14 protein-coding genes are annotated in these 15,322 nt (G+C 30.3%); all 14 read right to left on the reverse strand.

Annotation, left to right across the window (positions count from 1 at the left end; all coding sequences use genetic code 11):
- Nucleotides 1-5: 5 nt before the first annotated feature.
- The 14 genes from yabQ to P8F83_RS16390 all read right to left on the reverse strand — a co-directional run bounded on the left by yabQ (nt 6) and on the right by P8F83_RS16390 (nt 15,262).
- The gene (gene yabQ / locus P8F83_RS16325) at nt 6-398 is read right to left on the reverse strand and encodes a spore cortex biosynthesis protein YabQ (RefSeq protein WP_073020441.1); all 393 of its coding nucleotides are present in this window, start codon (nt 396-398) and stop codon (nt 6-8) included.
- 9 nt (nt 399-407) lie between these two features.
- A complete protein-coding gene (gene yabP / locus P8F83_RS16330; protein ID WP_073020443.1) occupies nt 408-701 on the reverse strand; it encodes a sporulation protein YabP in 294 nt (97 codons plus the stop codon).
- A gap of 152 nt (nt 702-853) precedes the next feature.
- Entirely contained in the window at nt 854-1,114 is a 261-nt protein-coding gene (locus P8F83_RS16335) for an RNA-binding S4 domain-containing protein (protein ID WP_073020445.1), read from the reverse strand.
- Nucleotides 1,115-1,169: 55 nt separating this feature from the next.
- On the reverse strand, nt 1,170-1,445 hold the full coding sequence (locus P8F83_RS16340; RefSeq protein ID WP_021804417.1) for an HU family DNA-binding protein: 276 nt from the start codon (nt 1,443-1,445) through the stop codon (nt 1,170-1,172).
- A 217-nt stretch (nt 1,446-1,662) separates the two neighbouring features.
- Nucleotides 1,663-3,114 (reverse strand): bifunctional methyltransferase/pyrophosphohydrolase YabN, encoded by a 1,452-nt coding sequence (yabN, locus tag P8F83_RS16345; protein WP_326511895.1) that lies wholly within the window; start codon nt 3,112-3,114, stop codon nt 1,663-1,665.
- Between the two features lie 41 nt (nt 3,115-3,155).
- Complete coding sequence (locus P8F83_RS16350; RefSeq protein WP_326511896.1) at nt 3,156-4,694, reverse strand: putative polysaccharide biosynthesis protein; 1,539 nt, start codon at nt 4,692-4,694, stop codon at nt 3,156-3,158.
- A 91-nt stretch (nt 4,695-4,785) separates the two neighbouring features.
- A complete protein-coding gene (gene spoVT, locus P8F83_RS16355; RefSeq protein ID WP_326511897.1) occupies nt 4,786-5,334 on the reverse strand; it encodes a stage V sporulation protein T in 549 nt (182 codons plus the stop codon).
- Nucleotides 5,335-5,533: 199 nt separating this feature from the next.
- Nucleotides 5,534-6,577 (reverse strand): peptidylprolyl isomerase, encoded by a 1,044-nt coding sequence (locus P8F83_RS16360; protein WP_326511898.1) that lies wholly within the window; start codon nt 6,575-6,577, stop codon nt 5,534-5,536.
- Nucleotides 6,578-6,672: 95 nt separating this feature from the next.
- Complete coding sequence (gene mfd, locus P8F83_RS16365; RefSeq protein WP_326511899.1) at nt 6,673-10,185, reverse strand: transcription-repair coupling factor; 3,513 nt, start codon at nt 10,183-10,185, stop codon at nt 6,673-6,675.
- Nucleotides 10,186-10,211: 26 nt separating this feature from the next.
- Nucleotides 10,212-10,775 (reverse strand): aminoacyl-tRNA hydrolase, encoded by a 564-nt coding sequence (gene pth, locus P8F83_RS16370; protein WP_073020456.1) that lies wholly within the window; start codon nt 10,773-10,775, stop codon nt 10,212-10,214.
- Nucleotides 10,776-10,860: 85 nt separating this feature from the next.
- Nucleotides 10,861-12,036, reverse strand: coding sequence for a S1C family serine protease (locus P8F83_RS16375; RefSeq protein WP_326511900.1), 1,176 nt, complete (start codon nt 12,034-12,036; stop codon nt 10,861-10,863).
- 13 nt (nt 12,037-12,049) lie between these two features.
- Nucleotides 12,050-13,480 carry a sensor histidine kinase gene (locus P8F83_RS16380; RefSeq protein ID WP_315115096.1) on the reverse strand — a complete coding sequence of 477 codons (1,431 nt, stop codon included), beginning with the start codon at nt 13,478-13,480 and terminating at the stop codon, nt 12,050-12,052.
- Nucleotides 13,481-13,483: 3 nt separating this feature from the next.
- A complete protein-coding gene (locus tag P8F83_RS16385; protein WP_326511901.1) occupies nt 13,484-14,170 on the reverse strand; it encodes a response regulator transcription factor in 687 nt (228 codons plus the stop codon).
- Between the two features lie 132 nt (nt 14,171-14,302).
- Entirely contained in the window at nt 14,303-15,262 is a 960-nt protein-coding gene (locus tag P8F83_RS16390) for a ribose-phosphate diphosphokinase (protein WP_073020460.1), read from the reverse strand.
- Nucleotides 15,263-15,322: the final 60 nt, after the last annotated feature.

Below are 15,322 nucleotides of genomic sequence, written 5' to 3' on the forward strand. Positions count from 1 at the left end.
TAAATTTATTTACTTTTTTCAAATATTTTATAAATAATTATCTTACAAATATATATGAAATTTTTTATAATTACTCTCGAGCCTTTACCTGCTTTTCTTGCGCTACTTCTCTCAACTTTCAATATATAGGAGCTTAAGGTTTTCATATACACTATAAACCCCAATACAATACCTATATATACATATAATCCTAGGAAGGCATAATTTGTATATAACAAAAAGGTGAATACTATTAATCCACAAAGCCCTCCAAAAAGCACATCTTCTATAATCACAATAGCCCTAGGAGCCCCAACTCCTCTTATCAGCCTATATCCATCAAATAATACTCCAGTTAAAATTCCGCCCAATATACTAAATAAAACTATATTATATTGGATACTAGTAGGTAATAACATGATCTCCTCCTACTTAAAAAGCCTTTTTAATAAGGCTTCCTTTTCTTTTTTTGCCTCTTTACTTGAATATACTATACTATAAACTAACCCTATTATCATTACATCTCCATTTTGTACATCAAGTTTATTCATTTTAAGCCCTTGTCCTTTTATAATTAACATTCCCCCGTTTGTATTTAGCTCTATTTTTTCTTCATCAAAGCTTAATACTTCCATTACCCCTGTCAAATCTAATCTTTTTCTATTTTCAAGATGTATAGAATTCTTATTTTCTTCAAGATTTAAATCTTTTCTACTTTCCATAATTTCTCCTCTTCATAATATTTCTATAAGAATATATGACTTTCATCTAGTGTATATTCTATTATAGTCATCTTTTATATGTGAAAATTTATAAAAAATAAAAAAATGACCGAATACTAACTTTATATTAAGTCAGCACTCAGTCTATAATTTTATTCTTTATCTTCTTCACCTTCTAATATCTCATACAAATCTCTTGCTTCATCTTTTTTTACATGTTCAGAAACATTCAATATTTTAGCTTTTAACTTTTTATTTGCAAAAGTTATTTCTATAATATCTCCTTCTTTTATGTCAGTAGATGGTTTAGCTACTTTTCCATTAATAGAAACTCTTCCACTTTCACAAGCTTCCTTTGCAACTGTTCTTCTTTTAATTATTCTAGAAACCTTTAAATATTTGTCTAATCTCAAAATTAAATTCCTCCTATAATACAAAAACCCGAGAAATTCTCGGGTTCACAAACTACTATTTGCTAACTGTATCTTTAAATTCTTTTCCAGCTTTGAAAACAGGAACTGTAGAAGCTGGAATTTGGATAGTTTCCTTAGTTCTAGGATTTCTTCCTTCTCTTGCAGCTCTTTCTCTTGTTTCAAAAGTTCCAAATCCAACTAATTGGACTTTTTCTCCGTTAGCTAATGCTTCTTGAACACTTTCTATGAATCCCTTTAAAGCTGCTTCTGCATCTTTCTTAGTTAGTTTGCTTTTTTCTGAAATACTAGTGATTAATTCTGCTTTATTCACGATTACATCCTCCTTAAACATAGAGATATTTAATTATTACTGTAGTCTTTTTTATGTACAATACTACATTATCATATTATATACCTAGTTTTATACCTAGTCTATAGAATAATAGATATTTAATACAAAAAAGGCATATTTATGATTAAGTAGCAATACATTTATTTATTTTAATATATATATTCTCCTTAAAAGGCGGTTTTCCTTCACTATTATACTACTTTTTTAGTTTTTTTGCATCTTCCCACAACTTATTCATTTCATCTAAAGACATTTCTTTCATATCTTTGTTGAGTTCTTTAGCTTTTTCTTCTATAAAAGAGAATCTTTTAATGAACTTTTCTGTGGTTTTATTTAATGCAAGTTCTCCGTCTATATCAAGGAATCTACATATATTTACACAAGCAAATATTAAATCTCCCACTTCTTCTGTTATTATTTCCTTATTTTGCCCATTATATACTTCTTTTATTTCATTTAATTCTTCAATTACTTTATCCATTGCTTCTTCAACTTCATCCCAGTCAAAACCAACTTTTTTAGCTTTCTTTTGAACTTTATTAGCTCTAATTAATGCTGGTAGACTTCTGGCTATAGCTCTCATCTCTTCTGTAATACTATCTATTCCTTTTTCTTTCTTCTTTAGTTCATCCCAATTCTCTAAAACCTTGCTAGAAGTATTTATACTTTCTCCTCCAAATACATGAGGGTGTCTGTATATCATTTTATTACAAATTCCTTCTATAACATCATTTATAGAGAAAAACTCTTCTTCCTTTCCTATACTTGCGTGAAAAACTACTTGAAGAAGCACATCTCCTAATTCTTCTATAATAGCATCATCATCTTCGCTTTCTATTGCATCTATAACTTCATAACTTTCCTCTATTAGTGCAGATTTTAGACTATCATGAGTTTGTTCTCTATCCCAAGGGCATCCATCCACACCTCTTAAAGTTTCTATTATGTTTACTAAATCATAAAAATCTTTTTTGTTGCCTAAATCTTTTGGTATATATATTGAAGTCAAATAGTCTATATCTTCCTGCCTATCTAATTCGTATAAAGGTATTTTTCTTATACTCTCCATACCCTTAATTCCAGCTGCTCTTACAAAGAATATCTGAGTATCATCATTATAATACTCAGAAAGTTTTAATTTAACCTCTGAAGCTATAAACGGGTTATATACTTGAGTTATTATGGTCCCTATTCTCTTGTCAAGAATTTGGCTATCAAGTTCAAAGGCATCAAGAATTTTTAAGCCTTCTATTGGATCTATCTTTAATGCTTCCATCATAACGTCAACAAAGCTTACTGCTGGTATAATCTTGTATTCAATATTTCTTTCTTCACAAATATTTATAATATTAAATACGGACTTTTCTGCAACTAATGGATGCCCTGGCACTGCATAAACTAAATCTCCAATTTTATCATGCTCTTCTATTAAATCTTTAGCTATATTTTCGTATACTTCATCAAAAGATGATCCTTCTTCATATTTTGAATCATAGGTTTCAAACAAAAAATTTCTTTTACTTAAGTATTCTACTGTAGGATGCTTTTCCGTCCTTAGAAATATTCTATTACCATTTTCTAGCACATCTAATGTCCCTAATGTTAAGGCTTCTGGTGCTCCAGGCCCTAATCCAACTATTGTTATCATTAAATAATCTCCTCTTTTCCCTGTATATATTAAATTATAACTTAGGTATTTCTATTTAATCTACTCCTAATAATATCATAATTAAATACTCCAAAAATAATTATTAGTGTTATATATATAATAATACCTAAAAATATTGAAATTAAGCAAGCGAGAGAAGAACTCTTTAAAATATATGCTAAAGGGATATAACTTCCCATTACTCCAACACTCATTATGATGGTTGCAAATGCTGGTTTTACCAATATCTCATAGAATGGAATTTTGACTGACATACTTGTCTTTAATGTAATTAAGTTTAATATAGAGGATATTAAATATGCAGATACACTTGCAATAACCGCTCCATATATATTTATTTCATTTATAGAAACCAAGGTATTGGTTATTACTATTTTAATAACACATCCTATGAATAAATTAATTACAGGCAATATATATCTCCCTATCCCTTGTAATATGGCTGTTGTTGTCTGTGCTAAAATAATAAATGGTATTGATATAGAAAGATATTTTAATATCTCATAACCTTCATATTTTCCTGGAAACAAGATCTGCATTATTGGCTGCGCTAAAAAAAATAATCCTGCAAAACACGGTAGTCCAATTGCAAAAGATAGCTTTAATGACATGTTTACTTTTGATTCAACTTCTCTCTTGTTTTTAAGAATAAAATTTTCTGCTATTATTGGGACTAAAGAGGCACATAAGGCTACAGATAAGGTTAATGGTATATTTGTTAATACAGCAGCCTTGCCCGTTAACTGTGCATATAATATGGTAGCACCCTTTTTATCAAATCCTGCCTCTAATAACCTCTGTGGCACTAATACAGAGTCTATTAAGCCCATCACGCTTCCTACAGTTGCCCCAAGAGATATAGGAATAGATATCTTTAGTAGTCTTGTTAGTATCTCTGGATTAAAGTTAACCTTTTTTACTCCACTTTCTTTCCTAATCTTTCTATATTTGAAGAATAAGTATCCTCCCCCTAAAATCCCTCCAGCTGTGGCTCCAAATGCTGCTCCACCTGCAGAGTATTCTATTCCTCTAGGAAGTAACAATATAGCTAGTCCAACTCCAACTAAGATTCTAGTGATTTGTTCTATTAATTGTGATATTGCTGATGGGGTCATATTCTGAAGTCCTTGGAAAAATCCTCTGTATATTGTCATAAAAGACATAGCCATAGGTGCAAATGCTATTCCCATTAAGGAGTAGTAGGCATTATCTTCCCATTTTAATAATGTTATAAGAGGTTTCGCTCCAAAGAATAAAAACAAGCTAGTACCAACCCCTAAAATTATCATTAACAAAAAGGCTTCCTTTATAATCTCAAAGGCTGCCTTATCATTTCCAAGTGCATTATTCTCAGAAACCATTTTAGATATAGCAACAGGCACACCAGATGCTACTGCTATAAAAAACATATATAAAGGATATGACATTTGATAATATCCTACACCTTCGTCTCCAATTAACATAATTAATGGCCATCTAAAAAATATCCCTAAAAACTTTGCTAATATTCCTGCCATGCCTAAAATAATACTTCCTTTAATAAGGGATTGTTTCTTCATATAAAAACCTCCACATTGATACTATTACTAATAATTTTTATTTCAATGGTGGAGGTATTATTCTACTTTAACATAAATAAAATTAATTTTTCTATTGTTCCATTTGTTTTCCTAAAAACGATGCAGCTGTTTCTGCTATTTTCATTTCTAAATCTCCTAGTTTTTCAGAACTATCTTTAGAAAGAATGATTACGGCCCCAATAGCATCTCCCTCAGCAATTATAGGAGATATAACTTGATAATTATATTTACCTTCTTCTTCGTCATTGTAAAGCGGTATTACCTTACCTCCTTCTCCTAATAGCACTGGCTTTCTATCTTCCATGATTTTTTCTAAATCATTAGATATTTTCTTTTCTACATATTCTTTCTTTGAACTACCACTAACTGATATAAAAGCATCTTTGTCAGCGATAAGTATTATATGACCTATAGATTGTTGTAGTGATTCTGCGTATTCCTTTGAGAAGTCTGTTAATTCCCCAATAGGAGAATATTTTTTTAATATTACCCCACCTTCTCTATCTGTGAAAATTTCAAGAGGGTCTCCCTCTCTTATTCTCAAAGTCCTTCTTATTTCTTTTGGAATAACTACTCTACCTAAATCGTCAATTCTTCTAACTATGCCTGTAGCTTTCATCCTTAGCGTCCCTCCTATTTATATTTATATTTTTTATTTACAATACTATTATTTTTCTAAATGAGATTTTTATACGTAAAAATGGTTATATTTATTTTTATTTACAGTGCTCATTGAAATTTGTCAATTATGGAATATAAAAAAAGGCATAATTAAAGAGCCCATGCAAATAATTACAATGAGCTCTTGATTATTAATTTTATAGTTTATCTTCATAAGTTTTAACGTTAAGTTCTTTTTTCCACTCTTCTAACTTACTATTGTATGCTTCAGTCTGTTTTTGTTGAGTTAATGTTTGGGTTATCTTATCTTTCACTGCATCAAATTCTTGAACTTTATCTTCACTTTGAACATTAGTTACTTTTATTATATGATATCCAAATTGACTCTTAACAGGAGCTGATACCTCTCCTTCTTTTAAGTTCTTAAACCCTTCCATAAATTCTTTAACATATTGAGTTGAAGAATAATCAATATGACCTAAACTTCCTCCTGAAGTTGCTGAGCCAGTGTCATCTGATTCAGTTTTTGCAAGCTCCTCAAAATTTGCACCACCATTAAGCTTAGCCTTTATTTCATCTGCCTTAGCCTTAGCTTTAGCATCTTCTTCTGCAGTTGCTTCCGCATTGGTATCATTAAACTTAGCTAATATATGAGCCACAGTAGCTCCAGCACCTTGTGTATAAGTTGCTTTATTTGCTTCATAGTATACTTTAGCATCGTCTTCAGTTACTTTTACATCTTTAGTTATCTCATCATAAACCTTATTCATTGTTTCATTTTCTTTAATCATCTTCTTAAGAGCATCCATATCTAGTCCATAAGCTTTAAGGGCTTCATTTAATTTATCTTCTCCACCATAAACTTCTTTATATTGTTCTAATTGCTCATCTACCGCTTTACTTAATTCATCTTCTGTTGGAGCGACACCTAGTTCATTAGCCTTATTTAATAGAATTTTTTGTTGAACTAATTGCTCTAATGCACTTTTTCTTTGTTCAGTTAAAGTACTTTTAGCAGTTTCATTGTTCTCATAATCATCCCCATACTGTTCTTTAAGTTGAGTGATTACAGATTGAATTTGCTGATCTACATCCCCTAGTGTTATCTTTTCACTTCCTACTTTTGCTACAACTGTCTTCTTTATAGCCTCTGGTGTTTTCTGTATCATGCTACATCCAGCTACAGATACACCTATAACTCCTACTATTAAAAGTCCTAATATTTTTCTGAATTTTTTCAACTTCTCCCTCACCTTTCATTATATAAGTTAAAGTAAACATAACCTTAGTATAACAATATTATGTGTCAAATTCAAAACAATAAGAAAATATTTCTTTATCCTAAATCTTCAGTTAATGAATTTAATAACTCTTTTATATCTAACAACATGTTTTCATTTTTAGCTTCATTAACTTTATACACAAAAGATGGTTTTTCTCCTAAGCGTATATAAACTTCTTTTTTGTAATTATCAAGTATTCTTTTGTAAACTGAGCTTTTAATCCTATCTCTGTTTTGGAACATGAAATGAATATCTTCATTTTTTTCCTTAACTTCTTCAACCCCTAAAGATTTAGCTTTGCTTTTTATATATGCTATATCCATTAAATTATATACAGGTTGTGGAATAGCTGAATATCTATCCTCTAATTCTTCTTTAATATCATCATAATCCTCTTGATTTTCTATAGCTGCTATTTTCTTATATATAGATATCTTTTGTATCTCATCCTCTATATATTCTCCTGATATAAAAGCATCCACCTTCACATCTACGGTTGTTTCAATAGGCTCTTGTTCTATATCGCCCTTAATTAACTTTATAGTATCTTCAAGCATTCTGCAATATAAATCATATCCAACTGATGCCATATGACCATGCTGAGCTGATCCCATCATGTTTCCAGCTCCTCTTATCTCTAAATCTCTCATTGCAATCTTAAAGCCTGAACCTAATTCTGTAAAGTCTTTTAGCGCTTTTAATCTCTTTTCTGCCACCTCAGTTAATACTTTATCCTTTTTATAAGTAAAATAAGCATAAGCTATTCTATTACTTCTTCCAACTCTTCCTCTTAACTGATAAAGCTGCGATAAACCCATTTTATCTGAATCATATACTATCATGGTATTTACATTTGGGATATCAATTCCTGTTTCAATAATTGTAGTACACAAAAGTATATCATATTCTCTATTCATGAAAGCAACCATTTCTTTTTCTAATTCTTTCTCTGTCATCTGTCCATGAATTATTGTCACCTTGCCTTCCGGCACAAGATCAGCTATATATTTAGCCATTTTTGATATATCTTCAACTCTATTATAAACAAAGAAAACTTGCCCTTCTCTATTTATTTCTCTAAGTATAGCATCTCTGATTAACTGATCATTTTGTTCAACTACATAAGTCTGAATAGGATATCTCTCCTCAGGAGGTGTCTCTATAACAGATATATCTCTTACTCCAGTTAAAGACATGTGAAGTGTTCTTGGAATTGGAGTTGCACTTAAAGTTAATACATCAACATTTTTTTTCACATTTTTAATTTTTTCTTTTTGGGTAACACCAAATCTCTGTTCTTCATCTACTATTAATAAACCTAAGTCTTTAAACTCTATATCTTTAGAAACAAGTCTGTGTGTACCTATTAATATATCTACATTTCCTTCTTTTAAAGCTTTTAAGGTTTCCTTCTGCTGCTTAGTAGTTCTAAATCTGCTTACCATATCAATCTTTATAGGAAAATCCGAAAACCTTCTCTTCATATTATTATAATGTTGATCTGCTAAAATTGTTGTAGGAACCAAAAAAGCAACTTGTTTCCCATCCATAACCGCTTTAAACGCTGCTCTTATAGCTACTTCTGTTTTCCCATATCCAACATCTCCGCAAAGAAGTCTGTCCATAGGTTTATCTGATTCCATATCCTTCTTTATCTCCTGTAATGATGTTAATTGGTCAGGTGTTTCCTCATATGGAAATTCTTCTTCAAATTGATTTTGCCACTGTGTATCCTTAGAATACTTGTATCCCTTAAGGGTAGATCTTGCAGCATAAAGTTTTACTAATTCTTGTGCTATATCATTAATTGAATTTTTAACCTTAGCTTTAGCTTTTTGCCACTCATTTCCCCCTAACTTATTTACCTTAGGAGATTTACCTTCACTACCGATATACTTTTGTATCATATCTAATTGATCTACAGGAACATATAACTTGTCACCTTTGTCATAAAGTATATCTAAGTAATCCCTTTTATGCCCACCTACTTCTATTTGTTTGATTCCCTTATATACACCAATACCATGATTTACGTGAACTACATAATCTCCTGGTTTTAAATCAGCAAAACTTTTTATTTTGCCTATACCTTTCTGTTTAGAAGGTCTTTTGGTAAGTTTTCTTTTAGCCTCTCCAAATACTTCTTTATCAGATATAACACATATTCTAAGGTCGGGATATTCAAATCCTTTTATAAGGTTTCCAAAGGTTATAACAACTTCACCAAATTCTATAGAAGATATATCATCTTTATACACACTCTCTATTCCTCTATCTCTAAGAGTTTGTACCAAACGTTCTCCTCTACTTCTTGTGCCTGATAAAATAACTGTTTTATATCCCTTTTGTTTTTTATCTTTTATATCTTCAATTAAAAAATCTAATTGCCCTTGATAATTGTGAAGTGTAATTTGTGAAATATTTTTTATATCTAAAGGCGCCAAAAATGTTCTTCCTTTAGTTAAAGCATCTATAGTAACAACCTTACTATTTTCAATCATACTATTAAGGATATCTTTTCCTAACAGTAAATTCCCTTGTGATGGTAATATATCTCCTCTATACAAGAACCCCTCATAATTCTCTTTAAACTCAAAATATAAACTTTCTAATTTGCCTTCACACCTCTGAGTATCATCCATAATAATTAAATAATCTTCAGCATATTGGAATAGATTCCACGGTTTTTCATATAAAAAAGGCAAATAACTCTCGATAGTCTCAAAGCTATACGATTCCTTTAAACTCTCAAGATTACTTCTAATTATTCCTGTTAATTTCTTTACTATATCCTTTTCTTCTTTTCTATTTCCTACAACACTTTTAAACTCTGTCTCAATAGCCTCAACAGCACTATTTAAGACCTCTGAATTCACAATTATCTCTTTAGCAGGAAACACTTCTATCTCTTTAACCTTAGAAATACTTCTTTGTGTTTCTATATTAAAACTTCTTATAGATTCTATCTCATCTCCAAAAAACTCTACTCTATAGGGGATTCCATATTGAGGTGGAAATATATCTAATATTCCTCCTCTTAATGAGAACTGCCCTTTTCCTTCTACTATATCTACTCTTTCATAACCACTTTCAATTAAAAGGTTTACTAGTTCATCTGTATTTACTTCCTCTGAGGTTTTTAGTTTAATAAAATGTTTTAAATATAGTTCCTTTGGAGTATACAAAGCAGCAAGACTATCCACAGATGTTACTATGATTTTCTTTTTGCTATCTAACATCTCTTTTATAACCTTGAGCCTTGCCCACCTTAAGTCACCTGAAATAGCATCTATATTATAAAAAACTACTTCTTTTGCAGGCAAATAGAACACATCCAGTTGAAAAAGATTCAAATCTTCATATAAGTTTCTAGCTTCAATATCGGAATGTGTTACCACTAATAGTGGCTTATCTTGAGTTTCATATATTCCATTGATAAAATAACTTTTTCCTGATTCTCCTAATCCATATACTCCTATAGGGTAAATATCTTTCTCTATACTTTTTATAATACCTTGAAAATCCTTATAGGATTTCAGAGGTTCCATTAACCCCCCTAATCGCATGTCACTACACCACCATTCAAATACTTCTATATAGAAAAACTATTATATTTGTTCATAGCTTCAACTTCGTCGTTTTTAATTATCTCTTCAGTTGCTAAAGCTGATACTTCTATGACTTTTTGTAATTTCTCCATCTCTTCTTGAGAGAACTTTCCTAATACATGAGATACTAAGTCTCCTTTAGGTTGTCCTACACCTATTTTAATTCTTGGGAATACATCGCTATTTAAGTGTGCAACTATGCTCTTTATCCCATTATGCCCACCAGCGCTACCTTTTCCTCTTATTCTGACTCTTCCAACTTCAAGACTTATATCATCATATATCACTATTACCTGTTCATTAGATATCTTATAAAAATCTACTACTTCTCTAATACTCTCTCCACTTAAATTCATGTAAGTACTAGGTTTTAAAAGTATAACCTTTTCTCCGGATATCCTACCTTCCCCATACTCACCTTTAAATTTTTTCCTATTAATCTCTATATTATACTTTTCTCCTAAATAATCTATAGCATTAAATCCAATATTATGTCTTGTATTTCTATATTCTGCTCCTGGATTACCTAATCCAACTATTAAATACATGTAAATATCCTCCAAAATAAAAAATCAACTATATCTATAATATAATATTCATAGATAATAATAAAGAGACTTCATTCAAAGTCTCTCATAAAACTAATTTGTATTTTACAAGTGTGAGTACTAAATCTATGTTCTCAGCACCTCTTAATACTCTACAGCTAATATTATCTCCAATATTATGTTTTTTTATTATATTGTCTATATCATCAATACTTCTTATTTTTTGATTATCTAGCTCTATTATTATATCAGTTGGTCTTATACCAGCATTAGCAACACTACTTTCGGGATATACCCATTCAACATATATTCCATTAATTCCTTCTTCATTTAATGAACTAGTTGCTCCTCCAATAAAGCCTAAATCCATTTTCTCAGCGTTACCAGTATCAATTATAGATCTTACTATAGATTCTAGCTCGCTTCCTCCAACTACAACACTTAATCCATACTTTGAATGTTTATCTATAAAGTCCAAAGAATTAATCCCTATTATGTCACCATTTAAGTTACAAAGGGGACCTCCATTATTCTCTTCATTTACAATTGTGTTATTTTGGATGCTTTTAAATATCTTTTGTTCTTTGCTACTGCTTGACGTATCTAGAGTTAAGCTGGTTGAATTAATTATTCCAGAGCTAACAAATCCTACATAATCATTTGCACTAGCATTTCCAAGAGAAACTACCCTGTCTCCTGCTCTTATATCCTTATCATTTGCAAATTTACTAACTGGATAATTACCGCCTTCAATTTTAATAACAGCTATATCTAATTGTTCATAAGAACCAATTAACTTAGCCACTTGTGTGCTAGAAGCCACTGAAGAAAGCTTAACATATATGTTACTAAAACTTTTTATAGAACTATAGCTTGTGACTATATACCCCTCATTATCTATAATAACTCCAGTAATATTTTGTTGATTATAGCCATTTTTCTTCAATTTATCAGTATCGTCTGATATGCTAACTAAAGATGGTCCAACCTTAGATATTATTTCAGATAAATAGACATAATTTAAGTTTTGTTCTTCTACTGTAATATCCTTTTTAATTGAACTAGTTAATCCTAATTCCTCAATTTTTTTATCAACTATCACATTCGATGTAATAATTCCTGTTGCTATAGAAACAGCTACAAGAGCTGCACTTTTAGAAAGTAATTGTATTGTATGCTTCTTTTTATTTCTTTTGAAACTTATAGGTGCTTCATCATTCTTATTAGCATAAGTATGTGAATATTTTTCATCTTTAGACATTTAGCACCTCACTTTAATTAGATTTTGATAGTGTAAAAGTAAAAACTACACCAGAATTATCTTTTTCGTTTTCCACCCATATATCTTGACCATGTTGAGTGATTATTTCTCTTACTATAGATAATCCAAGCCCTGTACTCATTTTGTTAGTTCTAGATTTATCAGCCTTATAAAATCTATTCCATATATTATGTATCTCTGAATCTTTTAATACAATACCTTCATTCCCTACACTTATATAGATTTTATTTCCTTTACTTCTAGTAGTAATTTTAATATTTCCACCTTCATTAGCATACTTTATTGCATTATCAACAATATTAGTTATAACTTGAATTATCCTATCTAAATCACCTAAAACGAAATCTCTTTTTCCTTCAAAAACAACTTCAACTTTAACCTTCTTCTCCAAAATCTTACTTTCAAGATTCATGACTACAGTTTTTATAATATCATTAATCTCAATTTCTCGTATTTTAAGTTCCATCTTTCCAGCTTCCATTGCTGATAAATCTAATAGCTCATTTACTAATCTTGTAAGTCTTTGTATTTCATCATAAACAATCCTAAGATAATAGTTTTCTTTATCTTTAGGTATTACTCCGTCTAAAATCCCAGCTATAAATCCCTTTATTGAGGTTATAGGTGATCTAAGTTCATGGGAAACATTAGATATAAATTCTCTTCTATTATTATCAACCTTTTCTAAAGACTCAGCCATAAAATTGAAAGATTCGGCAAGTTCCTGCATCTCATCTTTAGACCTTATATCAACTCGCTGTCCAACCTCTCCTTTTGCTAGTCTTTTTGCTGCTCTATTTATTTCATCCAATGGATCTATTAATATTTTCTGTGCTAACATATTTATGACAATTGCTGATACGGTTACTGCTATTATTGCAGATAGCCAAATTATAAAATAGAACCTATTTAGTGGAGCTTTTATTTTCTCCAAAGGTGTTACCATTGCAATAAATCCATAATAATAGTTATTACTTATTATTGGCTTATAATAAATATAATCTGAAACATCGAGAAACTTGTTAGAATTAGTTCTATCCTCAATAGAATTTCCTTGCTTTAATTGTTCAATCTCTTCTGATGATAAATACATCTGTTGATACTTCATATTGATATAATTATCGTTTGAAACCTTATAAATATATCCTAAACTATCAACTAAAATTATGTCTATTGACAAAGTATCTGAAACATTAGTAATAGCATAATTTAAACTGTTCACAGAATCTGTTTTATTATTTGCATAATAATCTGTAACAGCTGAAGAAATACGTTGAGCTTGCTTATCTAATAAGTCCTTTCGTTGATCAAAATAATATCCTTTAAACCAAAAGGATAAAACTGCCGCAATTATTGTAAAGGATAATGCTACAATTAGAGTTACTGTCACAAGTAGTTTAGATACTAAACTATTTTTCTTCATCAATTATTTCACCTCGAATTTATAGCCAACCCCCCAAACAGTTTCTATCTGCCAATTAATACCCTCTGGAAGTTTTTCTCTTAATCTTTTTATATGAACATCTACAGTTCTAGAATCTCCTGGATAATCATATCCCCAAACTTCACACAATAACTGTTCTCTTGTAAAAACCTTATTTTTATTTGATGCTAAATAATATAATAATTCAAATTCCTTAGGAGGCATTTTTATCTCTTCTCCTCTATAAAGAACATTATAAGAATTAGCGTCAACATTTAAATCACTATAATCAATTACCTCTTTATTAGTTGAGTCAGTATTGTACCTTCTCATTACAGCCTTTACCCTCGCTAATAATTCCTTAGGTTCAAATGGCTTAACTATGTAATCATCTGCTCCAAGTTCTAAAGCCAAAACTTTATCAAAAGTATCACCTTTTGCTGTAAGCATTATTACTGGTACTTCACTTTCTTTTCTTATCCACTTAAGAACATCTATACCATCTATATTAGGTAGCATAATATCTAGTAGTACTAAATCTGGCTTATACTCTATAAAAACATTCTCTACATCTTTCCCATTGTTTACTATTCTATTATCATAATTTGAACTATTTAAATACATTCTTATAACTTCGCAAATATTCTCATCATCATCGACAATTAAAATTTTACCTATTGTTCCTTCCATTAAAAACACTCCTTTCATATTATTAATTTACCACAAGCTAAAATAATTAAATATAGATTTTAATAAAAGTTACAATTATTTAATGATGTTAGAAAAAATCCCCTTAGAAATTTTCTTCTAAGGGGATTAATTTTATACTTCAAATAATTTACTTAATGGCTCTTCATCGTATATTCTCTTTATTGCTTCTGCAAATAAAGCAGCTACTGATAAAGACTTGAATTTATGTAAGTCATCTCTTTCAGGTAATTCTATTGTATTTAGCATTACTAATTCTTCAATTGCACTAGAATTAATTCTATCTAAAGCTGGTCCTGAAAGAACTCCATGTGTACAGCATGCATATACATTTTTAGCACCTAAATCTTTTAATGCATTTGCAGCATTAGCTATAGTTCCAGCTGTATCAATCATGTCATCGATAAGTATGCAAACTTTACCTTCAACATCACCTATTATGTTCATGATTTCTGAAACATTTGCTTTAGGTCTTCTTTTGTCAATTATAGCTATTGGTGCATGTAATCTATCTGCAAATTTTCTTGCTCTAGTTACACTACCTAAATCTGGAGATACTACCACTACGTCTTCTCTCTCATCAAAGCCTTGTTCAACAAAATAGTTTGCTAAAATAGGTGCACCTAATAAATGATCAACTGGGATATCGAAGTATCCTTGTATTTGTGCTGCATGTAGGTCCATTGTTAATACCCTATCAGCTCCTGCTGTAGTTAAAATATCAGCAACAAGTTTTGCAGTTATTGGATCTCTAGATTTTGCTTTTCTATCTTGTCTTGCATATCCATAGTAAGGAATAACAGCTGTTATTCTACCTGCTGAAGCTCTTTTTAAAGCATCAATCATTATTAATAATTCCATAAGGTTATTATTAACTGGAGAATTAGTTGATTGAATAATAAAAACCTCTTGTCCTCTTACTGTTTCATTAATATCTACTGATATTTCTCCATCACTGAAGGTTCCTACCTTCGCACTACCCACTGGGACCCCTAATATGTCTGCTATTTCTTTGGCTAATTTTGGATGCGAGTTTCCAGTGAAAATTTTAATATTTCTTCCATGGGTAATCATTTTTTAGAAAACCTCCTTATTTAATTAGAATACCTCAATTTATTTCAAAAAGTGCTGTTA

The sequence above is a fragment of the Clostridium intestinale genome (genome assembly GCF_035905475.1).
Classification (GTDB): Bacteria; Bacillota; Clostridia; order Clostridiales; family Clostridiaceae; genus Clostridium_T; species Clostridium_T intestinale.

What these genes read in the sequence shown, in the direction of transcription:
- yabQ (WP_073020441.1), bottom strand. Translation starts at nt 398, where the DNA reads ATGTTATTACCTACTAGTATCCAATATAATATAGTTTTATTTAGTATA.
- spoVT (WP_326511897.1), bottom strand. Translation starts at nt 5,334, where the DNA reads ATGAAAGCTACAGGCATAGTTAGAAGAATTGACGATTTAGGTAGAGTA.
- pth (WP_073020456.1), bottom strand. Translation starts at nt 10,775, where the DNA reads ATGTATTTAATAGTTGGATTAGGTAATCCAGGAGCAGAATATAGAAAT.
- P8F83_RS16350 (WP_326511896.1), bottom strand. Translation starts at nt 4,694, where the DNA reads ATGAAGAAACAATCCCTTATTAAAGGAAGTATTATTTTAGGCATGGCA.
- yabN (WP_326511895.1), bottom strand. Translation starts at nt 3,114, where the DNA reads ATGATAACAATAGTTGGATTAGGGCCTGGAGCACCAGAAGCCTTAACA.
- P8F83_RS16385 (WP_326511901.1), bottom strand. Translation starts at nt 14,170, where the DNA reads ATGGAAGGAACAATAGGTAAAATTTTAATTGTCGATGATGATGAGAAT.
- P8F83_RS16390 (WP_073020460.1), bottom strand. Translation starts at nt 15,262, where the DNA reads ATGATTACCCATGGAAGAAATATTAAAATTTTCACTGGAAACTCGCAT.
- yabP (WP_073020443.1), bottom strand. Translation starts at nt 701, where the DNA reads ATGGAAAGTAGAAAAGATTTAAATCTTGAAGAAAATAAGAATTCTATA.
- P8F83_RS16375 (WP_326511900.1), bottom strand. Translation starts at nt 12,036, where the DNA reads ATGTCTAAAGATGAAAAATATTCACATACTTATGCTAATAAGAATGAT.
- P8F83_RS16380 (WP_315115096.1), bottom strand. Translation starts at nt 13,480, where the DNA reads ATGAAGAAAAATAGTTTAGTATCTAAACTACTTGTGACAGTAACTCTA.
- mfd (WP_326511899.1), bottom strand. Translation starts at nt 10,185, where the DNA reads ATGCGATTAGGGGGGTTAATGGAACCTCTGAAATCCTATAAGGATTTT.